Annotated in this window: 20 protein-coding genes, 3 tRNA genes and 1 pseudogene; 12 read left to right on the forward strand and 12 right to left on the reverse strand. The window is 71.8% G+C overall.

Features of this window, described 5'->3' with window-relative positions:
- Positions 1-8: 8 nt before the first annotated feature.
- The 4 genes and pseudogenes from N4G63_RS13705 to N4G63_RS28320 all read left to right on the forward strand — a co-directional run bounded on the left by N4G63_RS13705 (position 9) and on the right by N4G63_RS28320 (position 8,195).
- Positions 9-2,756: a hybrid sensor histidine kinase/response regulator gene (locus N4G63_RS13705; protein WP_314599815.1), complete on the forward strand. Its 2,748-nt coding sequence runs from the start codon at positions 9-11 to the stop codon at positions 2,754-2,756.
- Positions 2,753-6,547 carry a PAS domain S-box protein gene (locus tag N4G63_RS13710; protein ID WP_314599816.1) on the forward strand — a complete coding sequence of 1,265 codons (3,795 nt, stop codon included), beginning with the start codon at positions 2,753-2,755 and terminating at the stop codon, positions 6,545-6,547. The genes N4G63_RS13705 and N4G63_RS13710 overlap by 4 nt, the downstream gene beginning before the upstream one ends.
- Positions 6,548-7,238: 691 nt before the next feature.
- Positions 7,239-7,403 (forward strand): annotated as a pseudogene (locus N4G63_RS28315) (HAMP domain-containing protein); the annotation flags it as partial.
- Between the two features lie 84 nt (positions 7,404-7,487).
- A complete protein-coding gene (locus N4G63_RS28320; protein WP_443112080.1) occupies positions 7,488-8,195 on the forward strand; it encodes a methyl-accepting chemotaxis protein in 708 nt (235 codons plus the stop codon).
- 184 nt (positions 8,196-8,379) lie between these two features.
- On the opposite strand, the gene N4G63_RS13720 is transcribed toward N4G63_RS28320, so the two are convergent.
- The 7 genes from N4G63_RS13720 to tolB all read right to left on the reverse strand — a co-directional run bounded on the left by N4G63_RS13720 (position 8,380) and on the right by tolB (position 13,489).
- Positions 8,380-8,455 (reverse strand) — tRNA-Lys (locus N4G63_RS13720).
- A 58-nt stretch (positions 8,456-8,513) separates the two neighbouring features.
- Positions 8,514-8,589 (reverse strand) — tRNA-Lys (locus N4G63_RS13725).
- Positions 8,590-8,632: 43 nt separating this feature from the next.
- Positions 8,633-9,493 (reverse strand): tRNA threonylcarbamoyladenosine dehydratase, encoded by an 861-nt coding sequence (locus N4G63_RS13730; protein WP_260786032.1) that lies wholly within the window; start codon positions 9,491-9,493, stop codon positions 8,633-8,635.
- A gap of 13 nt (positions 9,494-9,506) precedes the next feature.
- Complete coding sequence (locus N4G63_RS13735; RefSeq protein WP_260786033.1) at positions 9,507-10,616, reverse strand: YeeE/YedE family protein; 1,110 nt, start codon at positions 10,614-10,616, stop codon at positions 9,507-9,509.
- A gap of 51 nt (positions 10,617-10,667) precedes the next feature.
- The gene (ybgF, locus tag N4G63_RS13740; protein ID WP_260786034.1) at positions 10,668-11,471 is read right to left on the reverse strand and encodes a tol-pal system protein YbgF; all 804 of its coding nucleotides are present in this window, start codon (positions 11,469-11,471) and stop codon (positions 10,668-10,670) included.
- Between the two features lie 2 nt (positions 11,472-11,473).
- Positions 11,474-12,091 carry a peptidoglycan-associated lipoprotein Pal gene (gene pal / locus N4G63_RS13745; protein WP_443112057.1) on the reverse strand — a complete coding sequence of 206 codons (618 nt, stop codon included), beginning with the start codon at positions 12,089-12,091 and terminating at the stop codon, positions 11,474-11,476.
- Between the two features lie 99 nt (positions 12,092-12,190).
- The gene (tolB, locus tag N4G63_RS13750; RefSeq protein ID WP_260786035.1) at positions 12,191-13,489 is read right to left on the reverse strand and encodes a Tol-Pal system beta propeller repeat protein TolB; all 1,299 of its coding nucleotides are present in this window, start codon (positions 13,487-13,489) and stop codon (positions 12,191-12,193) included.
- Between the two features lie 170 nt (positions 13,490-13,659).
- On the opposite strand from tolB, the gene N4G63_RS13755 reads away from it, so the two are divergent.
- Positions 13,660-14,103 carry a YchJ family protein gene (locus N4G63_RS13755; RefSeq protein ID WP_260786036.1) on the forward strand — a complete coding sequence of 148 codons (444 nt, stop codon included), beginning with the start codon at positions 13,660-13,662 and terminating at the stop codon, positions 14,101-14,103.
- Positions 14,104-14,172: 69 nt separating this feature from the next.
- On the opposite strand, the gene N4G63_RS13760 is transcribed toward N4G63_RS13755, so the two are convergent.
- The gene (locus N4G63_RS13760; RefSeq protein ID WP_260786037.1) at positions 14,173-14,700 is read right to left on the reverse strand and encodes a hypothetical protein; all 528 of its coding nucleotides are present in this window, start codon (positions 14,698-14,700) and stop codon (positions 14,173-14,175) included.
- A 275-nt stretch (positions 14,701-14,975) separates the two neighbouring features.
- Here N4G63_RS13760 and N4G63_RS13765 point away from each other — a divergent pair, with 275 nt between their 5' ends.
- Together N4G63_RS13765 and rarD are read left to right on the forward strand one after the other, a co-directional pair.
- Positions 14,976-15,716: a pseudouridine synthase gene (locus tag N4G63_RS13765; protein ID WP_260786039.1), complete on the forward strand. Its 741-nt coding sequence runs from the start codon at positions 14,976-14,978 to the stop codon at positions 15,714-15,716.
- Positions 15,717-15,814: 98 nt separating this feature from the next.
- Positions 15,815-16,702: an EamA family transporter RarD gene (rarD, locus tag N4G63_RS13770; protein WP_260786040.1), complete on the forward strand. Its 888-nt coding sequence runs from the start codon at positions 15,815-15,817 to the stop codon at positions 16,700-16,702.
- Positions 16,703-16,768: 66 nt separating this feature from the next.
- Here rarD and N4G63_RS13775 read toward each other — a convergent pair whose 3' ends face one another.
- The 4 genes from N4G63_RS13775 to N4G63_RS13790 form a co-directional block, all read right to left on the reverse strand.
- A complete protein-coding gene (locus N4G63_RS13775; RefSeq protein ID WP_260786041.1) occupies positions 16,769-17,350 on the reverse strand; it encodes a DUF3501 family protein in 582 nt (193 codons plus the stop codon).
- A 48-nt stretch (positions 17,351-17,398) separates the two neighbouring features.
- Entirely contained in the window at positions 17,399-18,760 is a 1,362-nt protein-coding gene (locus N4G63_RS13780; protein WP_260786042.1) for a (Fe-S)-binding protein, read from the reverse strand.
- 116 nt (positions 18,761-18,876) lie between these two features.
- Positions 18,877-19,302 (reverse strand): rubrerythrin family protein, encoded by a 426-nt coding sequence (locus N4G63_RS13785; RefSeq protein WP_260786043.1) that lies wholly within the window; start codon positions 19,300-19,302, stop codon positions 18,877-18,879.
- Positions 19,303-19,459: 157 nt separating this feature from the next.
- Entirely contained in the window at positions 19,460-20,344 is an 885-nt protein-coding gene (locus N4G63_RS13790; RefSeq protein WP_260786044.1) for an alpha/beta hydrolase, read from the reverse strand.
- Positions 20,345-20,583: 239 nt separating this feature from the next.
- Between N4G63_RS13790 and N4G63_RS13795 the strand changes: the two genes are divergently transcribed.
- From N4G63_RS13795 to N4G63_RS13815, 5 genes are all read left to right on the forward strand, one after another.
- Positions 20,584-20,659: transfer RNA gene (locus N4G63_RS13795), tRNA-Ala, on the forward strand.
- A gap of 274 nt (positions 20,660-20,933) precedes the next feature.
- A complete protein-coding gene (gene tnpA / locus N4G63_RS13800; protein ID WP_314599818.1) occupies positions 20,934-21,374 on the forward strand; it encodes an IS66-like element accessory protein TnpA in 441 nt (146 codons plus the stop codon).
- Positions 21,371-21,706: an IS66 family insertion sequence element accessory protein TnpB gene (gene tnpB, locus N4G63_RS13805; RefSeq protein WP_260786046.1), complete on the forward strand. Its 336-nt coding sequence runs from the start codon at positions 21,371-21,373 to the stop codon at positions 21,704-21,706. The genes tnpA and tnpB overlap by 4 nt, the downstream gene beginning before the upstream one ends.
- 81 nt (positions 21,707-21,787) lie before the next feature.
- On the forward strand, positions 21,788-23,497 hold the full coding sequence (tnpC, locus tag N4G63_RS13810) for an IS66 family transposase (RefSeq protein ID WP_314599819.1): 1,710 nt from the start codon (positions 21,788-21,790) through the stop codon (positions 23,495-23,497).
- The gene (locus tag N4G63_RS13815; RefSeq protein WP_260786048.1) at positions 23,494-23,715 is read left to right on the forward strand and encodes a hypothetical protein; all 222 of its coding nucleotides are present in this window, start codon (positions 23,494-23,496) and stop codon (positions 23,713-23,715) included. Before tnpC ends, N4G63_RS13815 begins: the two co-directional genes overlap by 4 nt.
- Positions 23,716-23,827: the final 112 nt, after the last annotated feature.

Here is a 23,827-nt window from a genome sequence, read left to right on the forward strand (position 1 = left end):
ACCTGCCCATGCCCGGCTCCGGCCTGATCCAACGCCGCGGCCCGGCCCGGGCATGGCGCCTGCTGCGCCGGCGCTGGCGCGACGAGCGCCCGGCGCTGCTGGGCCTGTGGCAGGTGTGCTGGCCCTTCGTGCTGGCCGCGGCGCTGATCCTGGCGCTCACCGCCCAGTGTTTTGCGCTGATGTCGGCCGGTCGCGCCTATGTCGACGGCGAAAGCCTGTGGTCCAAGGCGCAGAAGAACGCGCTGCTCGAGCTGCACCGCTACAGCGACACCTGCGAGCCGCGCCACCATGCCGAGTACCGCCGCCAGCTGGGCGTGCCGCTGGGCGACCGCAGCGCCCGCCTGGCGCTCGAGCAGGAGCCGCCTGACCTGGACAGCGCGCGCCGCGGCTTTGCCGCCGGCGGCATCCACCCGGGTGACATCGACGGCCTGATCTTCGTCTTTCGCTGGCTGCGCTGGGTGGCGCCGATCGAGGCCGCGGTGAACGACTGGCGCGAGGCCGACCGCCTGCTGGGCCGCGTGGAGGCGGTGGCCGAGCAACTGCACCAGGCGGTGCAGCGCGACTGCGCCGATGTGGCGCGCCATGCCCGCCTGAGCGGCCAGCTGCACCAGCTCAACGCCGAGCTGACCCATCGCCAGACCCAGTTCAGCCAGCACCTGGGCGAGGCCAACCGCCTGCTGTGGCGGCTGGCGCTGCTGGCGCTGGTGCTGTGCACGCTGGCGCTGGGCCTGCCCGGGCTGTGGTTGTCGTACCGCGTGGTGCGCGCCAAGGTGCGTGCCATTGCCGAGGCGCAGGCCGCCAACCGCACCCAGCGCGACTTCCTGGCCAACATGAGCCACGAGCTGCGCACCCCGATGAACGGCGTGCTGGGTCTGCTGGGCGTGATGCAGCAGGGCCCGCTGAGCGCCGAGCAGCGCGAGGCCGGCGAGCTGATGCGCCACTCGGGCCAGGCCCTGCTGGGGCTGATGGAGGACATGCTCGATGTCGCGCGCATCGAGCACGGCGCCATCACGCTGGACGAGCGGCCGATGGACAGCGGCCTGGTCATCGAGCAGGTCTGCGCCCTGCTCGAGCCCGGCGCGCAGGAGGCCCGCGTGGACCTCACCCACCACATCGACCCCACGCTGCCGCCGCTGCTGATGGGCGACCCGCAGCGCCTGCGCCAGATCGCCCGGCACCTGGTGGGCAATGCGGTGAAGTTCTCGGCCCCCACCGGCACCACCAGCACCAGCACCAGCATCAGCACCAGCACCACCGGCACCACCGGCACCACCGGCACCACCGCCGCCCGCGGCCGGGTGCATGTGCGCTGGGGCCCGCGTGCCGGTGCCGCCGGCCAGCCCGGACTGGGCCTGAGCGTGGCCGACAACGGCATCGGCATCCCCGCGGGCCTGCTGCCCACGCTGTTCGATGCCTTCGTGCAGGCCGACCGCAGCAGCACCCGGCGCCACGGCGGCGCCGGCCTGGGCCTGGCCATCGTGCAGGCCCTGGTGCAGGCCATGCGCGGGCAGATCCAGGTGCACAGCCAGCCAGGCCGGGGCAGCCGCTTCGAGGTCTGGCTGCCGCTGCAGCAGGCGCCGCTGACCGAGCCGGCCCCGGCCATGGCCCCCGCCCCTGTTCCGACGTCCGTTCCGACGTCCGTTCCGACCTCGATTCCGGCCCCTGTTCCGGCCCCTTCTTCGGCCCCCTCCCCGGCCGCTGTTCCAGCCGCTGCGGCGGCCGCTGCCCAGGCCGCTGCGCCGCTGGCCCTGCGCTGCCTGCTGGTGGCCCAGGCCGATGGCCCGGCCGACGACCTGGGCCAGCTCCTGGCCCACCACGGCGCCCAGGTGCAGCGCGTGGCCACGCTGGCCGAAGCCGCGGACTGGGTGGCCTGCCACCCTGGCCAGGAGCCCCGGCTGTGCCTGCTGGACGACCCCGGCGGCGCCGACGGCCCCGGTGCCAACCCCAGCTGGCTGCAGGCCCACTGGGGGCCGCCGCTGGCCGAGCTGCTGGCCACCTGCCAGGCGGCCGGCGCCCTGCCCTGCGTGTTGCATCTGGGCCGTGGCCGCCGCCGGCGCCTGCGCCACCACCCCAGCCTGCCCGGCCATGCGCTCGACATCAACGGCCTGGGCAGCGCCCGCTGGCTGCAGGCGGTGCAGCAGGTGCTGGCCGCGCCCGATGCCGCGCTGGCGGAGGGCCCGGCGCCCGCGCCCGCGCCAGATGGCACAGCAGCCGCAGCCGCAGCCGCAGCCACAGCCGCAGCCACACCGGCACCCACACCGGCACCCGCATCGTCCGCGCCCCTCCCGCCGCCTGCGGCGCATGGCCCGCCGGCCGCCACGCCGGCCACTCGCCGCGAGCGCATCCTGGTGGCCGAGGACAACCCGGCCAACCAGAAGGTCATCGCCTTCCAGCTGCGCAAGCTGGGCTTCGCGCCCGACATCGCTGCCGATGGCGCACAGGCCCTGGCGCGCTGGCACAGCGGGGCCTACGACCTGCTGCTCACCGATCTGCACATGCCGGTGATGGACGGCCTGGCGCTCAGCCAGGCGCTGCGGGCCGCCGGGGCCCGCCGGGCCGGTGGTGGCCCGCTGCCGATCATCGCGCTGACGGCCAACGCGCAAAGCGGCGAGGCCGAGCGCTGCCGCGCACACGGCATGGACGACTTTCTCACCAAGCCCACCAGCCTGCCGATGCTCCAGGCCACGCTCGAGCGCTGGCTGCTCGCCACCCAAGCCCACGAGAACGCGGCCTGCGCGCCCGTTGATGCGCCATGAACCCCGATCCGGTTGAACAACAGGCGCTGGCCACGGCCGTGCAGGCCAGCGAGCGTGATGCCGAGCTGGCCGCCCGGCTGGCCGCCATCTCGCAGGGCCAGTGCGTGGCCGAGTTCGCACCCGACGGCAGCCTGCTGGCGGCCAACGAGCGCTTCGTGCAGATGATGGGCTGGCCGCTCGACGAGGTGCTGGGCCGCCACCAACGCAGCTTCTGCCTGCCCGGCATCGACGCCGATCCGCAGCACCAGGCGCTGTGGCAGGCGCTGCGCGAAGGCCGGGCGCAGCAGGGCGAGTTTCTGCGCGTGGCCCGCGACGGCCACCAGATCTGGCTGCAGGCCACCTACACACCCATCGTCGACCGCCGGGGCCAGCTGCGCAAGGTGGTCGAGTTCGCCACCGACATCAGCCACGGCAAGCGTGCCTCGCTGGCCGCCGATGCCCAGCTGATGGCGATCTGGTCGAGCCAGGGCGTCATCGCCTTCGACCTGCAAGGCCATGTGCTGGACGCCAACCCGGTGTTCCTCGACACCGTGGGCTACGGCCTGTTCGAGGTGCTGGGCCAGGACCACCGCCTGTTCTGCACGCCCGAGCATGGCGCCAGCGCCGAGTACCAGGCCTTCTGGGCCGCGCTGCGCGAGGGCCAGCCGCAGCGCGGCGAGTTCATGCGCCTGGATCGCCACGGCCGGCCGATGTGGCTGCAGGCCACCTACACGCCGATCCCGGGGCTCGACGGCCGGCCCGAGCGCATCGTCAAGTTCGCCACCGACATCACCGCCGACAAGCTGCGGGCGATGGAAGACCAGGGCAAGATGGCCGCGGTGCTGCGCACCCAGGCGGTGATCGAGTTCGACCTGGACGGCCACATCCTCGATGCCAATGCGCTGTTTCTCGACGCCATGGGCTACCGGCGCGACGAGGTGCTGGGCCGCCACCACCGCCTGTTCTGCCTGCCGGGCTTTGCCGACACCGAGGGCTACCGCGCGTTCTGGACCCGGCTGCACGCCGGCCAGCCGCAGGCTGGCGAGTTCATGCGCCTGGGGGCGCAGGGCAAGCTGGTGTGGCTGCAGGCCACCTACACGCCCATCCTCGGCGCCGACGGCCGGCCGTACAAGATCGTCAAGTTCGCCACCGACATCAGCGCTGCGGTGGCCGCGCGCCAGGCCAGTGCCCAGGCCGCCACCGGCCTGGCGCTGCGCGACGCGGCCCTGGCCAGCAGCGGCGACGGCATGCTGATCGTGGCCGTGGAGCCCACCGGCGCGCATGCGGTGTATGCCAACGCGGCCGCCGCCGGTCTGGCCGGCTGCGATGTGCAGACCCTGCTGGCGCCCGACGGCCAGCGGCTGCGCGAGCGCCTGCTCGACGGCGAAGGCCAGACCGCCGTGCTGCGCGCGCTGGCCGAGCACCAGGTGCAGCGCACCACGCTGCGCCGCCAGGCCCCCGATGGCAGCGAGCGCTGGCTGGCGCTGACCGTCAGCCCGATGGCCGGCGACCCCGCCCAGCGCATCGGCGGCACGGCCGCACGCTCGCGCCAGGCGGTGCAGCTGGCGGTCTTGACCGTGGACGACATCACCGACCGCGTGGCGGCCGACCTGCGCCTGCGCGACGAGGTGGCGCGCATGCAGACCATCTTTGCGCTGAGCCCCGACGGCTTTGTCAGCTTCGACGCCGCCGGCCGCGTGATCTCGGTGAACCCGGCCTTCGAGCAGCTCACCGGCCTGGACGCCAGCCGCCTGCTGCACGCCGACGGGGCCAGCTTCGATGCCGCGCTCGAGGCGGTGGTGGCCGAGCGCAATCCGCGCGGCACGGCGCAATGGCTGGCCGGCATCCGCGGCATCGGCGATCCCGATGTGCGGGCCGACGTGCTGCGCCTGGCCGGTGCCGGCGCACGCGTGGTGGTGTGCAGCCGCCGGCGCTGCGAGGCGGCCACCATCTCGCAGGTGCTGCACCTGCGCGACATCAGCGCCGAGATGCTGGCCGACCGCACCCAGCGCGAGTTCATGGCCAACATGAGCCACGAGATCCGCACCCCGATGAACGGCGTGATCGGCCTGATCGGCGTGCTGCAGCAGTCGGGCCTGGACGCCGAACAGCAGGAGACGGCCGAGCTGATCCGCAACTCGGGCGTGGCGCTGCTGGGCATCCTGGACGACATCCTGGATTTCTCGAAGATCGAGGCCGGCCAGATGTCGCTGGAGACCCTGGCGGTCAACGGCGCCCAGATCATCGAGCAGGCCTGCGGCGTGCTGGACCCGCTGGCGCTGGACAAGGCGGTGGACCTCACCTGGTTCACCGATCCGCAGCTGCCCGAACTGATGCTGGCCGACCCGCTGCGCCTGCGCCAGGTGGTGACCAACCTGGTGGGCAATGCAATCAAGTTCTCGGCCCGCCCCGAGCGCCGCGGCCAGGTGCATGTGCGCTGGACCGCCGAGCCCGGCGCCGCCGGCCAGCCCGGCGTGCGCCTGAGCGTGCGCGACGACGGCATCGGCATCGACGCGCAGGCGCAGCAGCGCCTGTTCCAGCCCTTCGTGCAGGCCGACCTGTCGACCACGCGGCGCTTCGGCGGCACCGGCCTGGGCCTGACCATCACCCGCGCCATGGTCGACGCCATGGGCGGCCAGATCACCCTGCACAGCCAGCCCGGCCAGGGCAGCACCTTTGCCGTGTGGCTGCCGCTGCGCCTGCCGGACGATGCCGGCCCGCTCGCCGCCACCGGATACGCCGCCACCGGATGCGCCACCCCGGCGCAGCCTGTGCAGCCCGCCCTGCACGGCGGCCTGCAGTGCCACCTGGTGGCCGCACCCGACAGCAGCCTGCGCGACCTGGCGGCCTACCTGCACGCCGCCGGCGCCCACGTGCAGCTGCACGATCACCTGCCCGCCCCAGGCCCCTGCCTGGACAGCGCGCTGTACAAGCCCCCGCAGGGCACGTCAGTCGCCAGCCCGGCCGCCAACCCAGCCGCCAACCCAGCCGCCAGCCCGGCCGACAGCCCCACGCTGTGGATCATCGACCAGCCCACCCAGAATGGCCCGGCGCAAGACGCCGCCCTGGCCGCCCTGGCCGCCTGGCTGGCCAGCCAGGCCGCGCCGCCGGCCCTGCTGCTGGTGGGCCGTGGCCGCGGCCGCCGGGCCCGCGCACGCGCCGCCGGTGCGCCCGGCCTGCACATCGACGCCAATGCCCTGGGGCGTGCGGCCTGGCTGCAGGCCGTGGCGCAGGCCCTCGGCCCGATGGCTGCAGCCCCGGCCCAGGGCCGGGAGCCCGACCGGGCCCCAGCACCGCCGCCAGCCGCCGAAACAGACGCAGGCGCAGCCGCCACGCCGGCCCGGCCTGCGCCGGCCGCGCAACCGTCCAGGCCCGGCAGCACACCGGCCACGCCCGCCAGCCGCGCGGCGGCCCCCACGCGCAGCGAACGCATCCTGGTGGCTGAGGACAACCCGGCCAACCAGAAGGTCATCGCCTTCCAGCTGCGCAAGCTGGGCTTTGCCGCCGACATCGTGGCCGATGGCCAGCAGGCGCTCGAGCGTCTGGCGCAGGCCCGCTACGACCTGGTGTTGACCGACCTGCACATGCCGGTGATGGACGGCTACCAGTTCACCAGCGCCTGGCGCACCGCCGAAACCGCCCAGCCGGCCAACGCCCCGCGCCTGCCGGTGGTGGCGCTGACCGCCAATGCGCAAAGCGGCGAGGCCGAGCACTGCCGCCGCGCCGGCATCGACGACTACCTCACCAAGCCCACCAGCCTGGAACGCCTGGCCGCCATGCTGCAGCGCTGGCTGCCCACCCCGGTGGCCTGATGCAGCTCAAGTTGATCCGCGCGGTGCCGACAACACCTTGTTACCCTCAACAGGACGCGGCGCAATCCAACGCCCGCGCGTACCGACCATGAAGATTCGAACCCTTCTGGCGGTCGCCTTTGGCAGTCTCTCGGCGATCGTTTTGCTGGTGTCTGCGCTGTCGTTGCTGTCCCTGAACGCGGCCAATGCCCGATTCCACGACTACCTGCACGGCATCGATGCCCGGGCCATCCAGGTGGGCCTGCTGCGCAAGGCGGTGGACGAACGCGCGGTGGCCGCGCGCAACCTGGTGCTGGTGCGCGAGGCCGCCGATCAACAGGCCGAGTACGACGCGGTCGTCAAGGCCCACCAGGACGTGCAGCGCCACCTGGCCAAGCTGCGCAAGATGCTGGACGAAGGCGCCGACGTGAGCGCCCAGGCCCGCGGCCTGGTCGACGAGATGAGCGCCATCGAGGCCCGCTACGCGCCGGTGGCGCTGTCGATCGTGGAGATGGCGCGCAAGGGCCAGCGCGAGCCGGCCATCGCCAAGATGATCGTCGAGTGCCGGCCGCTGCTGGCCGACCTGGTGCGGGTGAGCAACGCCTATGCCGCCCTGACCACCGCCCGCGCCCACCAGATCGGCGAGGAGGCCGAGGCCCAGTTCGCCTCCAAGACCCGCTGGCTGGCCGTGGTGGCCACGCTGGCGCTGCTGATGTCGGCCGGCGCCGGCTGGTACGTGTCGCGGAAGGTGTCGGTGCCGCTGGCCCGTGCCGTGCGCCTGGCGCGCGCCGTGGCCGATGGCGACCTCAGCCAGCGCATCGATGTCAACGGCCGCGACGAGCTGTCCGATCTGTCGCGCGCCATGGCCACCATGACCCGTCAGCTCGAAAGCCTGATCGGCCAGGTGCGCAGCAGCAGCGAGCACATCAACCTGGGCGCCTCGGAAGTGGCCCAGGGCGCGATGGACCTGAGCCAGCGCACCGAACGCCAGGCCAGCGCGCTGCAGGAAACCGCCGCGTCGATGGAACAGCTCACCGGCACGGTGCGGCAGAACGCCGACAACGCCCAGCAGGCCGCCAGCCTGTCGGTGGATGCCGCCGGGGTGGCCCAGCGCGGCGGCGAGGTGGTGGCCGAGGTGGTGGCCACCATGCACGGCATCGACGCCAGCAGCCGGCGCATCGCCGACATCCTGGGCGTCATCGACGGCATCGCGTTCCAGACCAACATCCTGGCGCTGAACGCCGCCGTGGAGGCCGCCCGCGCCGGCGAGCAGGGCCGCGGCTTTGCCGTGGTGGCCAGCGAGGTGCGCACGCTGGCCCAGCGCAGCGCCGACGCCGCCCGCGAGATCAAGACGCTGATCGGCGACAGCGTCACACGGGTGGCCCAGGGCACGGCCCTGGTCGACCGCGCCGGCGGCACCATGGGCGATGTGGTGCAGGCCATCGCACGGGTGCAAGGCATCGTGGCGGCGATCAGCGACGCCAGCCACCAGCAGCATGCCGGCATGGCCCAGCTCAACAGCGCGATCGCACAGATGGACTCCAGCACCCAGCAGAACGCCGCGCTGGTGGAGCAAAGCGCCGCCGCCGCCGAAAGCCTGCGCCAGCAGTCGGACCGCCTGGTGGGCGCGCTGTCGCACTTTCGCTGCGACGCCACGGCTGGGGCCTGAGGCGCTTGCGGCCTGATGCCGCAGCGCCCGGCGCGGCGGCGCATGGCCTGCTGCCCGCAAGTCCGCAGGCCATGCGCCGCCGCGCAGATCGCACGCGCAAAGGGCCAACGCGGCACCCTGCGCAGCATCGGACGGCACAAACGAAAAAGGTCTTGGCGATTTCTCGCCAAGACCTTTTCGTAGCTGGTGGGCCCCGACAGATTCGAACTGTCGACCAACGGATTAAGAGTCCGCTGCTCTACCAACTGAGCTAGGAGCCCGAAAACTTTTTGCCGGGTGCTTAATCCGACGCCTGCCAGGCAGAGACTGCCCGTCAGGTGGTGGGTCGTGCAGGACTTGAACCTGCGACCAACGGATTAAAAGTCCGCTGCTCTACCGACTGAGCTAACGACCCCTCCGGCAGAGCCTCGCATTCTAGCACGGTGTTTTTGGCCTTGTCACGCCCCTGACGCAAATTTCTTCGGGGCCCCGCGTGGGCCGGCGCGCAGCTGCTCGATCACCTCGCCGGCCGCCACCAGGCCGAAGCTGGCCGTCACCGTGACGGTGGAGCCATAACCATGGCAGTTCAGGCTGCCGTCGCTGGCGCAGGCCGCATCCACCGGCGGCGCCACGCTTTCGCGCGAGAACACGCAGCGCAGGCCGATGCGCCCCTGGCGCGGCGCGCCCTGCTTGCGCAGGCGCTGGCGCAAGGTGGCCAGCAGCGGGTCGTGCGTGGTGTCGGCCAGATCGGCCACCTCCACCGCCTGGGCCTGCAGCTTGCCGCCGGCTGCCCCGCACACCACCAGCGGCGTGCCGCTGGTGCGCGACCAGGCGGCCAGCGCCAGCTTGGCCTGGCCCTGGTCGCAGGCGTCGATCACCGCGTCCACCGCCGCCGGCAGCAGGCCGGGCCAGTTGTCGGCCGCGGCAAACTCTTCCACCACCCACACCTGGCAGCCGGGGTGGATGTCGGCAATGCGCTGCTGCAGCGCCAGCGCCTTGGCCTGGCCCACGGTGCTGCCCAGGGCCTGCACCTGGCGGTTGATGTTGGATTCGGAAACCTGGTCGAGATCGATCAGCACCAGCTGGGCCACGCCGCTGCGCGCCAGGGCCTCCACCGCCCACGAACCCACGCCGCCCAGGCCCACCACCGCCACACGGGCGGCGCGCACGCGCTGGTAGCCGGCCTCGCCGTACAGGCGGCGCAGGCCGCCGAAGCGGCGCTCGAGATCGGCCTCGTCAGCCGCCAGCCCTGCCGGCAGCGCCGGTGGCTGCGACGCCGGTGGCTGCAGCGCCTCGTGTGGGGTGTGGGATTCAGCCATGGCCCCGCACCGCTCAGCCGGCCTCGGCCTGGCGCATCTGCCAGCGCAGCGCCAGCGTGGCCCCGCCCAGCATGCCGGCCAGGGCCAGCACGCTGCCGATCGACAGCGTGGACACGCCGCTCAGCCCCTGGCCCACGGTGCAGCCGAGCGCGGTGACGCCGCCGGCGCCCATCAGCACCGCCCCGGCCAGGTGGCGGCCGGTGTCGGCGGCACCGCCAAACCCTTCCCAGCGAAAACTGCGCGTGGCCAGCGCCACCGCCGCACTGCCGGCCACCACGCCCAGCGCCGCGGCCATGCCCTGCGTGAACACGCGGCTGCCGTCGGTGGCGTAGATCAGCCACTCGATCAGGTAGGCCATCGGCGCGATGAAGCTGAACGACTCCATGCGCTGGCTGTTGGTGGCCAGGAAGGCCGGTTCCAGCGTCTGCGGGTGTTCGGCCAGGTGGCCGTGCACGCCGGTGAGCCACCACATGGCCACCACCAGCGCCCCCAGGCCGATGCCGCCGGCCAGCACCTCGGGCTGGCGCCCATCGCGCCGGGCCAGCACCCAGGCCGCCAGCGCGGCGGCGCACAGGCAGCCCAGCACGCCGGCGCGCTGGGCCGGTGTGCCGCCCAGGCCGGCCGCCAGCGTGGGCAGGTCGGCGCCACCGGGCAGCAGCCACTGCACCTGGTCGATGCTGGCGATGCGCGCCACCGCCAGCGCACCGCGGATGCTGGCCCAGGCCGCCAGACCGGCCACCAGCACCACCACCAGCGAGCGCAGGTTGCCGCCGCCCAGGCGCACCAGCGTGCGCGCCCCGCAGCCCGAGGCCAGCACCATGCCGACGCCGAACAGGCCGCCGCCCACGGCCAGCGACAGCCAGCGCAGCGCCGTGCCGGCGTAGATTGTGTCGGCCGCGCGCACCGCGCCGCTGGCCACCAGCAGGTTGAAGCCCAGCATGGCCACCGCCATCGCCAGCAGCCACATGCGCCAGCGCGCCGTGCCGCCGAACAGCAGCCAGTCGGCCACCGCCCCCATGGTGCAGAAATGGGTGTGCCGCGCCAGCGCGCCAAAGCCGGCGCCGAGCGCAAACGCGGCCCACAGCAGCTGACGGGTCAGCACGGGAAGATCGGATTCGCTCATCGCCAGCGCAGACAGGCCGGCGGGCCCGGCCGATGCAGGTGAAACAAGTGCCTAGCCCTTGAGTGCGGCCACGCGTTCTTTGCCGGCGGCGGCGGCCTCGCTGGTGGGGTAGGCCTTGACCAGGTCGTCGATGGTCTTGCGCGCGCCGCGGCTGTCCTTCATCTCGATCTGGCAGTTGGCCACGGCCAGCAGGGCCTCGGGCGCACGCACATGGGTGGGTGCCGCGTTCACCAGGGCGCGGAAGGCGGCGATGGCGTCCTTGTAGTTCTTCTGGCCGTAGTAGGCATTGCCCAGCCAGAAGCGCAGCGAATCGCCATAACCGCTGGCCTGGAAGCGCTGCATGAAGCCGTTGATGGCCACCACCGCCTTGTCGAAGTCGCCGGTGCGCAGCACGGCCATGGCCTGGTCGTGGGCGCGACGCTCATGGGCCTCGACGACAAACTCCTTGCCGTCGAGCGCCACCTTCTGCGGTTCGACCGTGCGCAGGCGCTCGTCCAGGGCCTGCGAGGCATCCTTCAGGCGCTTTTGCAGCTCGGCGAGCTCGCGCGTGAGCTGCTCCTGGCCGCCGCGCAGTTTGGCGTTCTCGGCCTTCTGCGCCTCGAGCTGGGTGTTCAGGTCGAGCAGGCTGCGGCGCAGCTGCTGCACCTGGTCGGTGAGCTGGGTGGCGGCCTGCTGCAACTGCTCGGCCCGGCTGCGCGCGCCGTCTTCGCTGGCCTGGAAGCGGCTGCGCAGATCGAGGATGGCCTTGCGCGCCTCCTCGTCCTCGAGCAGGCCGGCGCGAGCGCCGGGGGTGCCCAGCAACAGGGCGGCCGCCATCAGGGCCGGCGACAGGCGGAGGGCAAACGGCAACGGCACGGTCAACGGTCCTTCAGTTCGGCGCGGCGGTTCTTGGCCCAGGCGGCCTCGTCGTGGCCGGTGTCGGCCGGGCGCTCCTTGCCGAAGCTCACCGCCTCGAGCTGGCTTTCGCCCACGCCCAGCAGGGCCAGGGTCTTGACCACCGCCTCGGCGCGCTTCTGGCCGAGCGCCAGGTTGTACTCGCTGCCGCCGCGCTCGTCGGTGTGGCCTTCCACGGTCATGCGCCGGGTCTTGGTGGCGTTCAGCGCCTTGGCATGGCTTTCGAGCAGACCGCGGAAGTCGTCCTTGACGACGAAGCTGTCGAAGTCGAAGAACACCACGCGACCGGTGGGCGCCGCCACGGCGCTGGCGCCAGCACCGGCCACCGTGCTGCTGCCGGCCGCCGCGCCGCGGCTCAGATCAACCGTGGCCACCTGCGACTGCGGTGCCGCCGGCGTGGTGGTGCCCGCACGGGCGGTGGCGGTGCCGGGGCCGGTGGATGCGCTCACCGCGGTGGGCGTGCGGGTCTCGATCGGCGTCTCGTCGAGCTTGACGCTGGTGCCGCAGCCAGCCAGCAGCGCGGCCAGCGCGGTGGTCAATGCCGTGGTCTGGGCGCGGGTGCGAAGTCGCATGTTCATCATCGATCCTTGCTCAATGGCGGCCGTGGTGGCCGCCCGGGTCGCCGGCCGCGGGTGCCGGTATCTGCCCGACCGGCGCTGCCGCCGGCGGGTGCGTCGGGTCTAGCGGATGTAGGGCCCCCAGGCCGGCTCGCGCACATCGAGGCCCTGGGTGGGCACCCGGCGTCGGATCTTGCCATCCAGGGTGGTGGTCATCAACACGTCACGGCCCGCACTGCGGGTGGCGTAGATCAGCAGTCGGCCGTTCGGCGCGAAGCTGGGGCTTTCGTCGTCGGCGGTGTCGGTCAAGGCCAGCGGCGGCGCACTGCCGTCCAGCGGCATCAGCATCACCCGAAAGCCGTTCTCGCGGGTGATGTAGGCCAGCAGCCGGCCATCGGGGCTGAGCGCCGGGCTGATGTTGTAGGCGCCCTGGAAGGTCACCCGCTCAGCGCTGCCGCCGCCGGTCGGCATGCGGTAGACCTGCGGGCCGCCGCCGCGGTCGCTGACGAAATACACCTGCCGGCCATCGGGCGAGAAGCAGGCCTCGGTGTCGATGGCGCTGCTGGTGGTCAGGCGCCGCACGGCGTCGCCGGCCAGGTCGAGCAGGTAGACCTGCGACAGCCCGTCGCGGGTGAGCGTGACGGCCAGCCGCGTGCCATCGGGCGACCAGGCCGGCGCGCTGTTGCTGCCCTTGAAGGCGGCCACGCGCCGGCGCTCGCCGCTGGACACGTCCTGCACCATCACCACGGCCTTGCCGTCCTCGAAGGACACATAGGCCAGGCGCCGGCCATCGGGTGCCCAGGCCGGCGAGATGATGGGTTGCGGGCTGGCCAGGGCCGACTGCGCGCCCTCGCCATCGGCATCGGTGATGCGCAGCGTGTAGCGGTTGGCCACCCGGCTGACATAGGCAATGCGCGTGGCATTGACGCCCGGCTCGCCCACCAGCTTGTCGTGCACCATGTCGGCGATGCGGTGCGCGGCCAGGCGCAGATCGGCCGCCGGCACCACCAGCGATTGCGCCGCCAGTTCCTGCGACTTGAGCACGTCCCACAGCTTGTAGCGCACGTCGAAGCGGCCATCGGCCAGCCGCGACACCGAACCCACCAGCAGCGCGTCGGCACTGCGGGCGCGCCAGTCGGCCCATTGCGGCTGGCTGCGCTCGTCGAGCGCACCGCTGGAATCGACCAGGCGGAACACGCCGCTGGTGTCGAGATCGGCGCGGATGATCTGTGACAGGGCCTGGCCGCTGCGGTCTTCATCGCGCAGGCGGGTCACCGCGATCGGCAGCTGCGTGGCGCCGATGCCCGACACCTCGACCCTGAACTGGGCGCTGGCCGGCGGGGCCGTGAGCAGCGAGGCGGGAGCGATGGGGAGCAGGGAGGCGCTGAGGGCAGCGCTGAAGTGGCGGCGTCGAATCGGCATCGAGGGGGTGGAGTCGATCAGCTTGCCGCAGGTTCCCTCGGGCCCCGCCAGCCAGCCTGGATGGCGCCGATTGTAGGCAGGCCGCCAGCCCCGGCCGCGCCAGCGGGCGCGCGCCGCCCTGCGGGATTCACCCAAGTCCTGCGCCATGTGCTTTGGCATCATCGCGCCCCATGCCCGACCACGCGCCGCCTCTGCCAGCCACACCGCCACGGCCCATCCTGGCCGCCGCTAGCGCCTGCCCCTGTGGCAGCGCCCTGCCCTACGGCCGCTGCTGCGGCCGCTGGCATGCCGGCGCGCTGCACCTGCAGGCGCCCGACGCACAGGCGCTGATGCGCTCGCGCTACAGCGCCTTCGTGCTGGGCCTGGGCGAGTACCTGCTGGCCACCTGGGCCGAACACACCCGTCCCGCGCACATCGACTTCGAGCCGGGCCTGCGCTGGCTGGGCCTGCAGGTGCGCCAGCACCGCCAGATCGACGCGCAGCACGCCGAGGTCGAGTTCGTGGCCCGCAGCAAGCTGGGCGGCCGTGCGCACCGGCTGCACGAGACCAGCCGCTTCACCCGCGATGCGGCCGGGCGCTGGTTCTATGTGGATGGCGCACTGCATGCCGGCTGAGGCCGCCACGGGCCGTGGGCCACGCGGCCGCGGCGCACCGGTGGGGCGGTCGCATCGGGCGCGCGGTGCTCAGGCGGCGGCGGCGAACTCCTGCCGCACCATCGGCTGGGTCAGGCGCCAGGCCACCACGGCCAGCAGGCCGCACAGGCCCAGCATCACCAGCACCGACATCGAGCGCGTGGCCACCACAAACCCGGCCACCACCGGGGCCACGGCCTGCGGCAGCGCGGCGTGGGCCAGCGTGCCCTGCACCAGCCACTGCACCACCGCCTGCTGCAGACCCAGGCCGGCCAGGCCCAGCACGATGGCCAGCACCAGCAGGCCGATCAGCGCGCGGCGCGCCCAGTCCTGGCGGCGCAGCAGGCCCACCGCGGCGGCCGAGGTCAGTGCCGCCAGCAGCAGTGCCAGGCCCTGCAGCCAGGGCATCAGCGCCGGCAGGGCTGCCGCCACATCGGCCGGCGCACCATCGAGCATGGCGCTGGACATGAACATCGCCGACGAGGCCGAGCCGCAGATCAGCAGCGCCATCAGCAGCGCCAGCCAGGCCACGGCATTGACGAACAGCGAGCGGGAACCAACGGTGAAGGTCTGCGGCATGAGGCGTCTCCGGTTGAGCCTAGGCGAGCGCGGCGGCCCGGTCACGGCAGGCTGAGAGTCCACGCTCGGCATGCGATGCTGCCGCGCCGGCGTGACAGGCGTCTTTCAGGCACCGGCCAGGTGCGCGGCGTCAGGCCCGCGTATCGCCTGCGCAACAGCCCGGTCTTGACGCCGCCACTGCAGCGCCTTGCCGAACATCGCGCCCTCCACCGCCCACACCACCGCAAACGCCACCGCCCACACCACCGCACCCACCACCACATCATCCACTCGCCATGACCCCCGCAGGCCCGCTGACCCTGATCCACCAGGACCCCTGGCTGCTGGCCGTGCACAAGCCGGCCGGCCTGCTGGTGCACCGCAGCGCGCTGGACGCCCATGCCGACGACGACCTGGTGACCCGCCTGCGCCAGCAGCTCGATGCGCCGGTCTGGCCCGCCCACCGGCTCGACAAGGGCACCTCGGGCGTGCTGCTGCTGGCGCGCGACGCCCACACCGCCGGCCTGCTGGGCGCCGCCTTTGCCGAGGGCCGCACCAGCAAGCACTACCTGGCGCTGGTTCGCGGCTGGCCGGGCGCGCCGGGGGCCAGTGGCCTGATCGAGCAGCCGCTGGCCCGTGACCCCGAACTGCCCTCGGCCGGCCAGCCACGGCTGGAGGCCAGCACGCGCTGGCAGGTGCTGCAGCAGCTGGACTGGCCGCTGGCCACGCACGCACAGCACGCCGGCACCCGCGTGGCACTGATGGCGGTGCAGCCGCTGACCGGCCGCCGCCACCAGATCCGCCGGCACTTCAAGCACATCGGCCATCCGCTGATTGGCGACGCCACCCATGGCAAGGGGCCCTTGAACCGCGCCATCGCCGCCTGGCTGGGCCACGGCCGCCTGTGGCTGCACGCCTGCCAGCTGGAACTGACGCATCCGGTGAGCGGCCAGCCGCTGCGGCTGCAGGCGGCGCCGGGGCCCGAGTGGGCACGGCTGCAGTCCGACAGCGGATCAACGCCGGCGCCTGGCCCCTGACCCGCCGGCCACGGGCCCCGACAATGGCGCCGTGCCGCCCACGGCGTCATCCGCCCCCCGGTCGCCCGACCCCCGCCCCCAGCCACCCCGCGCACCGCATGCCCGCAGGACCTCTTGCCGCCGCCCTGTCCTACATCCTGTGGGGCCTGTTTCCGCTGTACATCAAGCAGCTGGCCCAGGTGCCGGCGCTGGAGCTGGTGGCGCACCGCTCGTGGTGGTCGCTGGTGCTGGTGCTGGCCCTGCTGGCGGGGCAGCAGCGCTGGGCCTGGCTGGGCCAGGTGCTGCGCGCGCCGCGCACGCTGGCGGCCTTTGCCTGCAGCTCGCTGCTGCTCTCCGCCAACTGGCTGATCTACGTGTGGGCGGTCAACGATGGCCGCGTGCTCGATGCCAGCCTGGGCTACTTCATCAACCCGCTGTTCAATGTGCTGCTGGGCTACGCCGTGCTGCACGAGCGGCCGCGGCCGCTGCAGTGGGCCGCCGTGGGCCTGGCCGCGGCCGGCGTGCTGTGGCTGGCCATCGGCACCGGCCATGTGCCCTGGGTGTCGCTGGCGCTGGCCGCCAGCTTCGGCCTGTATGGCCTGCTGCGCAAGACCGCCGCACTGGGCGCGCTGGAAGGCCTGGCGCTCGAAACCCTGCTGCAGGCACCGCTGGCGCTCGGCTGGCTGCTGTGGCTGGGCACGCAGGGCCGTGGCCAGTTCGGCCAGGGCGACGCCGGCACCGATCTGCTGCTGCTGTTGGCCGGCCCGGCCACCGCGGTGCCGCTGCTGCTGTTTGCCTTTGGCGCGCGGCGCATCACGCTGGCCACGCTCGGTCTGCTGCAGTACCTGGGGCCGACGATCCAGTTCGCGCTGGGCGTGTTCGTCTATGCAGAGCCTTTTGACGCCCGCCGCGGCCTGGGCTTTGCGCTGATCTGGGCCGCGCTGGCGCTCTACAGCGCCGAAAGCTGGCGCGTGCTGCGCCAGCAGCGCCGCGCGGCCACGGCCTGAAGAACCGGCTCAGGGCACCGGGACCGGCTGCGGAGGCGGCCACGGGCCCGCATGGCCGGGCAAGGCTCAGGCGCGCAGGTCCCCGGCCAGGCAGGCCAGAGTTTCGGCGGGCAGGCTCAGGTGCGCGGGGTAGTGGGTGTGGTCGCAGCCGATCTTCACCGCGGCGCCGGCCCGCACCGCCTGCCGCGCCGCGGCACCGAACTCGAAGCGCACGAAGTGCACCGCCGAGGTCTTGACCTCGTTCTCGCGATCCAGGTCCTCGTCGGCCACGGCATAGATGCGCGGCTGGCCTTCAACCTCGACGAACAGCCGGTCTTCCACGCCGATCAGCCGCGCCAGCTCGCGGCGGCGCTCGTGCGCATCGGGGTACTCGAGCAGCACCGTGGCCTTCCAGTTGCTGCCGTCGGGCAGCAGCGGCGCATAGGCCTCGATCTCGGACTGGATGCCGGCCTCGTCGAAGATCTTCTCGATGTGCAGCATCTCCTGGATCTGGCGGCGGATGGTGGCCTCGTCCTCGAACTGCAGGGTCATGTGCTCGCCCAGCGCCACGCTGCGGCGCTGGCGGTGGGCAATGTGGCCAGGCCGGCTGCTCTGGCGCACCTTGGCATAGGCCTCCAGCGTGAGCAGGCTGTCGCGGGTGATGGTCATGGTGGGTCGGGCGGAGAAGGGGCGGAGAAGGGGCGGAAAAGGGGCGGATCAATCCAGGCCATAGGCCTGGCGCAGCAGGCTCAAGGGGTGTTGCAGGGCCTTGGCCGGCAGGCCGGCCTGGGCCATGCCCTGGGCGATGTGGTGGCCGGCCAGCGCGCAGTCGCTGGCGATGACATCGGGCTCGTCCCGGGCCATGGCCTTGAACACCGGCTTGCCGATCTTCATGGCCACCGGGTGGGTGGGCGTCTTCACGCCATAGGTGCCGGCATGGCCCGAGCAGCGCTCCACGGTGTTGAGCCTGACCTGCACCGTCTGGCCGATCAGCTTGAACATCTCCTCGGTCTTGCGGCCGATGTTCTGCACCCGACCATGGCAGGGGATGTGGTAGCTCACCTTGCCCAGATCACGCTGGAAGTCGGTGCGCAGCAGGCCGTCTTTGTGGCGGCCCACCAGGTACTCGAAGGGGTCGAACATCGCGTCGCGCACCGCCAGCACATCGGGCTCGTCGGGAAACATCAGCGGCAGTTCCTGCTTGAACATCAGCGTGCAGCTGGGAATGGCGCTCAAGATGGCATAGCCCTCGCGTGCATAGCGTGCCAACACGGGGATGTTGGCGTTCTTGTGCCGCTCCACCGTCTTCAGATCGCCCAGCTCGAGCTTGGGCATGCCGCAGCAGGCCTCCTTGTCGACGATGACATAGGGCACCGCGTTGTGCGCCAGCACCTTGAGCAGATCGTGGCCGATGCCGGGCTCGTTGTAATTGACATAGCAGGTGGCAAACACCGCCACCTTGCCCGGCGTGCGCGGGCCGTCGCGCACCGCGTGCGCCGGGCCCGAGCCACCGGACCGTGCGGCCGACCAGCGAAAGCGCCGCGTGGCCAGCTCGGGCATCCAGGCCTCGGGGTGCACGCCCAGCACGCTGTCCATCGCGCCGCGCGCCAGCTTCGTTCGGTTGACCGCATTGACCGCCTGCACCACCACCGGAATGCCGGCAAAGCTGCCGTGCACATCGGTGCTGGCCAGAAACTTGGCGCCCTCGCCCACCAGGCCCTGGCCGAACTGGATGGCCTTGGCGCGCAACATCAGGTGCGGAAAATCCAGCTGCCAGGGATGCGGCGGCGTGTACGGACACTTGGTCATGTAGCACAGGTCGCACAGGTAGCACTGGTCGACCACCTTGGCGTAGTCGGCCTTGGCCACGCCGTGCACCTCGCCATCGGCGGTGGCATCCACCAGGTCGAACAGGGTCGGAAAGCTCTGGCACAGGCTCACGCAGCGGCGGCAGCCATGGCAGATGTCGAACACCCGCTCGAGCTCGGCGTTGCAGGCATCGCGATCATGGAAGTCGGGGTGCTTCCAGTTCAGCGGATGGCGGGTGGGCGCCTCGAGATTGCCTTCACGCGTGCTCATGCGGGCCTCCGTCGCAAGCCATTGGACAACGAGGGGCACGGCGGCCCCTCGTGATGCCTTGCCGTGGCGCGTGGCGGGGTGATCGGCACCCGGCCCGCGGCCACGGCCTCACGCCCTCAGTCAACCAGCTGGTCGAGCGCCTTCTGGTAGCGGTTGGCGTGGCTGCGCTCGGCCTTGGCCAGGGTCTCGAACCAGTCGGCGATCTCGTCGAAGCCCTCTTCGCGCGCGGTCTTGGCCATGCCCGGGTACATGTCGGTGTACTCGTGGGTTTCGCCGGCCACCGCGGCCTTGAGGTTGTCGCGCGTGGCGCCGATCGGCAGGCCGGTGGCCGGATCGCCCGAGCCATGCTCCAGGAACTCGAGGTGGCCATGCGCATGACCGGTCTCGCCCTCGGCCGTGGAGCGGAACAACGCCGCCACGTCGTTCTGTCCTTCCACATCGGCCTTGTTGGCGAAGTACAGGTAGCGGCGATTGGCCTGCGACTCACCGGCAAACGCGTCCTTCAGGTGCTGCTCGGTCTTGGAACCCTTCAGGTTGCTCATGCGTAGCTCCTCTCGATTGGGTGTGTGGGCGTCTTCACCGCGCTCGGCGGCTGGCCACGGTAGCGCAGCACCCTGGGCAGGGCCAATACAAAGCTTCAATGCGGCACATAGGGCTGCTCAATTTTCGGGCAAACCCTGATCGTGAGCGCCCTGCCCGTCAGCGGCCGCCGCGCAGACCCAACAGAAAAAGTGCGTGGCCATGGGCCAGGCCGGCCGCATCGGCCAGATCGCCCAGCACGCTGAAGTGGTTGCAGCCCGGCACCACCTGGCACACCGGCACCGCACTCGGCCCCCACTGGTCACGGATCAGCTGGTTCTGGCGCAGGAACTCCTCGCTCTCGTCGGCACCCACCAGGGCCGCCAGCGGACCGTTGTGCTGCGGTCGCGGAAAAAACGCCGGCGACAAGCGCCGCACCGCAGCCGGCGTGAGCTGCAGGTCGGCCTGCAGAAACGGCGTGCAGCGGATCGGCTCCAGATCGAACAGGCCCGACAGCGCCAGCGCGCCGCGCAGCAGGCGGCGCGGCAGATCGCCAGCCAGGTCGGGCCAGCGGCAGGCCAGCAGCATGGCTGCCAGATGGCCACCGGCCGAATGCCCGGCCACCACGATGCGCGAAGGGTCGCCACCCCAGTCCGCGGCATGCCGCCACACCCAGGCCAGCGCGCGCGCCATCTGCAGCGCGATGTGCTCGATGCCGACCGCCGGACACAGCGCGTAGTCGGGCACCACCACCACCGCCCCCGCGCGCACGAAGGCCGGCGCCACGAAGGAATGATCGGCCTTGCCCAGCGCACGCCAGTAGCCGCCGTGGATGAACACCAGCACCGGTGCACCGGGCGCGCCCGGCCCGGCCGGTGCCGGCGGCACAAACACATCCACGGTGTCGGCCGGGCCATCGCCGTAGCGCAGGTCGAGCTGCCCGCGCAGGCCGCGGCGGGCCTGGGCCGACGCCGCGGCCCAGGCGGCCAGCAGCGCGGGCGCTTCGGGCACGCGGGCGCGGTTGTTGTACTGGGCTTCGTACCAGGCGGCATCGTGCTGGGGCATGCGGGCTCCGTGGGGCGGACAGATGAGGCGAACAGACGGTGCGTTTCAACCGGGCCTGTCGACGCGGCGGCTGGACAGGGCCGGCTCGACAGCCCGGCCGGGCGGCGTGGATCGGCCGCCACGGGCTTCGCGGCGCACGACCGCGGCATGGCCGGCAACGCGCACCGCGGCTGGCTTTCTACCCCAGTCCGGGCGGCCCACGGCGGCCGGGCGGCTGCTGCTATACTCCGCGCTGGTCTGGGGGCGTAGCTCAGCTGGGAGAGCGTCGCGTTCGCAATGCGAAGGTCAGGAGTTCGATCCTCCTCGTCTCCACCAAACAATATCTTTCGCGCAACAGGGGCGTGTGACTTGAAGCATTGGATTGCACCGTGTGCAATCCTTAGGTTCATTTCACAGGTGCAAGCCCTAAGTTCAACAGCCCCATCAGGGGCTGTTTTCTTTTGTTCCTTCCGCGTGAGGGGCCGATGGCGTGGGGGTACACCCCCCGCCTGGACACAGCAAAGGTGAGCGTCCAGCCACCCCACCTTGCCCGACGGCGACCGGCCGCTGACGATGGTGTCCACCTATTCCGTTTGGTGGACACCTATTCATGCATCCCAATTCCCAGAGCCGGCGCCGGCACGACGCTGATCTGAAGTCGAAGGTCATCGCGGCCTGCAAGGAGCCCGGCGCCTCGGTGGCCGCCGTTGCGCTGGCGCACGGCCTGAACGCCAACCTCGTGCGCAAGTGGCTGCACGGGCGGGGGCTCAAGCGTGCGGGCCTATCGCCTTCGGTCGAGCCGTCAATGTCGCCAGTGGTTGGTCCGATGCCGGCTGCTGACGCTCGCTTCATCCCCGTCGTAATGGCCGGCACCGAGTTGGCCAAGCCCGGCGCGCCTGTCGACGTCGCGCCAGCAGGGGCTGCTGCCGGCCTGTGCATTGAAGTCGAACTTCGCCGCGGCACGTCGAGCCTGAGCGTTCGCTGGCCAGCATCGTCGGGCGCCGACTGCGCAGCATGGCTGCGCGAACTGGCCGCGGGCTGGCTGAAGTGATCCGCATCGACCGGCTGTGGCTGTGCACCGCGCCGGTGGACATGCGCGCCGGCGCCGACCGGCTGCTGGCCTGCGTGGTCGCCAGCTTCGGCGCCGCCCATGCCCACCACGGCTACCTGTTCGGCAATGCGCGGGCCACGCGCATCAAGCTGCTGGTGCACGACGGCTTCGGCGTGTGGTGTGCTGCGCGCCGGCTGAACGCCGGGCGCTTCGTCTGGCCACGCGAGGCGGCCACCACACCGCTGTCACTGACGCAGGAGCAGTTCAACGCGCTGGTGCTGGGGCTGCCCTGGCAGCGGCTGCCCGAGATGAGCGTGATCACCCGCGTGTGAGCCCGAGGAGGCCGGCCGCTGCCGCGTTGACAGCACTTGCGCCAATGGCCTGCAGTGCCGGTCGCCGGCATCATGCCGTCCATGCTCGGCATGCACGACCTCCAGCCCCAGGACCTGCAAGGCCTGGCGCCCGAGGCGCTGGCGGCAGTGGCTGCGCAGTTGATCGAACACGTCGAGCAGCAACGCCAGCAGTTGGCTTCCAAGGACCGGGTCCTGGCCGAGCAGAGCGAGGAACTGCAGCGTAAGGACCGCGAGATCACGCTGCGCGATGCGAAGCTGGAGAAGATCCACTTCGAGCTGGCGCGCCTGAAGCGCTGGAAGTTCGGCGCACGCACCGAGGCGATGAACACCGAGCAGCGGGTGATGTTCCAGGAGACGCTGCTCGAGGACGAGGCCAGCCTGCAGGCGCAGCTGGCTGCACTGCAGGCGCAGGCCGACGCGGCCAAGCCCGACGTGCCGAGTACGCTGAAGGCGCCCCCGCGCAAGCCCCGCCGCCAGGCGCTGCCCGAGCACCTGCGGCGCGTGGAGCACCACCACGAGCCCGAGGACACCGCCTGCCCCACGACCGGCTGCGGCCAGCCGATGGTGCGCGTTGGTGAGGACGTCAGCGAGAAGCTCGACATCGTGCCGGCGGAGTTCTTCGTGCACCGTCACATCTACGGCAAGTGGGCGTGCCGCTGCTGTGAGCGCCTGGTGCAGGAGCCAGCGGACCCGCAGATCATCGACGGCGGCATTCCCACCGGCGGGTTGGTGGCGCACACGCTGATCAGCCGCTTCGCCGATCACCTGCCGTACTACCGGCTGGAGGCAATCAACGCCCGTGCCGGCGTGCACACCCCGCGCTCGACGCTGGCGGCCTGGGCCGGCCAAGCCGGCGCGGCGCTGGAGCCGCTGTACGAGGCGCACAAGCGCTTCGTGCTGGGCGCGGCGGTGCTGCATGCCGACGAGACACCGCTGGCGCTGCTCGACCCCGGGGCCGGCAAGACGAAGAAGGCCTACATCTGGGGCTATGCGCGCGGCGAGTTCGACGCGCAGCAGGGCGTCATCTACGAGTTCACGCCCGGGCGCGGTGGGCAGTACCCGCTGGCCTTCTTCGGAGGCCCTGGCGAGCCAGGACATCGAAGACAGACAGATCCGCCCTGGCGCGGCACGCTGCTGTGCGACGAGTACGCCGGCTACGGGCCGGTACTGGATCAGCGCCTGTTCCCAGAGCGCCGGGGTGCTGGCTGCCTGGCGCACGCACGCCGCAAGTTCGAGGAGATCGCCAAGGCCGGCAACAGCACCGTGGCGAAGGAGGCCATCGAGCGACTGGCGGCGATCTACCACGTCGAAGGGCAACTGCGCGCCATGGATGCGGTCACGCGGCAGCAGGCGCGACAGCAGCTGAACGCGCCGCAGTTCAAGGCATTGCACGCCTGGCTGCAGGTGCAGCGTCGGCAGGTGCCCGATGGCGGCGCCATCGCAGGGGCCATCGCCTACAGCCTGAACCACTGGGCGGCACTCACTGCGCACCTGGATGATGGGGCCGTGCCGATGGACAACAACTTCATGGAGCGTCAGCTCAAGCCCTGGCAGATGGGTCGCAAGGCGTGGCTGTTCATCGGCAGCGAGCTGGCCGGGCAGCGGGCGGCGGTGGTGATGAGCCTGGTGCAGTCGGTCAAGCTCAACGGGCACGACCCCTGGACCTACCTGCGCGATGTGCTGGCGCGCCTGCCCATGCACCTGAACAGACGGATCGACGAGTTGCTGCCGCACCGGTGGCAACCGACCAGTGCCGGGCACGACGCATGAAGAACATCGAAGCGCTGATCGACGACGGTGGCGAAATCACCGTCGGCCGCATCGCCGGCATCGACTGCGCTGCCACCGCGGCCGACGGGCACAACGCACTGGCCATGCTGGTGCGCCGCGACGGCGAGGCGCTGAACGCCTTGCTCAAGCGTCTGGACAAGGCCATCGGCCGGTACTACGACACCGGCGAGACGACGGACGAGATCAACCCGCCGTAGCGGCTCGGACCAGCCCTGCAAGGTGGGGCGCCTGGACGCTCACCAGCAAAGAGGTGGACCGCAGACCAACCGCGGCAAGAACCTCGTATCGAGCGGTCAACGCCGAACACAC

This window comes from Aquabacterium sp. OR-4 (genome assembly GCF_025290835.2).
Lineage (GTDB): Bacteria > Pseudomonadota > Gammaproteobacteria > Burkholderiales > Burkholderiaceae_C > Pseudaquabacterium.

What these genes read in the sequence shown, in the direction of transcription:
- N4G63_RS13760 (WP_260786037.1), bottom strand. Translation starts at nt 14,700, where the DNA reads ATGCCGCAGACCTTCACCGTTGGTTCCCGCTCGCTGTTCGTCAATGCC.
- N4G63_RS13765 (WP_260786039.1), top strand. Translation starts at nt 14,976, where the DNA reads ATGACCCCCGCAGGCCCGCTGACCCTGATCCACCAGGACCCCTGGCTG.
- pal (WP_443112057.1), bottom strand. Translation starts at nt 12,091, where the DNA reads ATGATGAACATGCGACTTCGCACCCGCGCCCAGACCACGGCATTGACC.
- tnpC (WP_314599819.1), top strand. Translation starts at nt 21,788, where the DNA reads ATGCTCGGCATGCACGACCTCCAGCCCCAGGACCTGCAAGGCCTGGCG.
- N4G63_RS13735 (WP_260786033.1), bottom strand. Translation starts at nt 10,616, where the DNA reads ATGAGCGAATCCGATCTTCCCGTGCTGACCCGTCAGCTGCTGTGGGCC.
- N4G63_RS13780 (WP_260786042.1), bottom strand. Translation starts at nt 18,760, where the DNA reads ATGAGCACGCGTGAAGGCAATCTCGAGGCGCCCACCCGCCATCCGCTG.
- N4G63_RS13785 (WP_260786043.1), bottom strand. Translation starts at nt 19,302, where the DNA reads ATGAGCAACCTGAAGGGTTCCAAGACCGAGCAGCACCTGAAGGACGCG.
- N4G63_RS13710 (WP_314599816.1), top strand. Translation starts at nt 2,753, where the DNA reads ATGAACCCCGATCCGGTTGAACAACAGGCGCTGGCCACGGCCGTGCAG.
- N4G63_RS13730 (WP_260786032.1), bottom strand. Translation starts at nt 9,493, where the DNA reads ATGGCTGAATCCCACACCCCACACGAGGCGCTGCAGCCACCGGCGTCG.
- tolB (WP_260786035.1), bottom strand. Translation starts at nt 13,489, where the DNA reads ATGCCGATTCGACGCCGCCACTTCAGCGCTGCCCTCAGCGCCTCCCTG.
- rarD (WP_260786040.1), top strand. Translation starts at nt 15,815, where the DNA reads ATGCCCGCAGGACCTCTTGCCGCCGCCCTGTCCTACATCCTGTGGGGC.
- tnpA (WP_314599818.1), top strand. Translation starts at nt 20,934, where the DNA reads ATGCATCCCAATTCCCAGAGCCGGCGCCGGCACGACGCTGATCTGAAG.
- N4G63_RS13705 (WP_314599815.1), top strand. Translation starts at nt 9, where the DNA reads ATGCCCGGCTCCGGCCTGATCCAACGCCGCGGCCCGGCCCGGGCATGG.
- N4G63_RS13755 (WP_260786036.1), top strand. Translation starts at nt 13,660, where the DNA reads ATGCCCGACCACGCGCCGCCTCTGCCAGCCACACCGCCACGGCCCATC.
- N4G63_RS13775 (WP_260786041.1), bottom strand. Translation starts at nt 17,350, where the DNA reads ATGACCATCACCCGCGACAGCCTGCTCACGCTGGAGGCCTATGCCAAG.
- N4G63_RS13790 (WP_260786044.1), bottom strand. Translation starts at nt 20,344, where the DNA reads ATGCCCCAGCACGATGCCGCCTGGTACGAAGCCCAGTACAACAACCGC.
- N4G63_RS13815 (WP_260786048.1), top strand. Translation starts at nt 23,494, where the DNA reads ATGAAGAACATCGAAGCGCTGATCGACGACGGTGGCGAAATCACCGTC.
- N4G63_RS28320 (WP_443112080.1), top strand. Translation starts at nt 7,488, where the DNA reads ATGGACCTGAGCCAGCGCACCGAACGCCAGGCCAGCGCGCTGCAGGAA.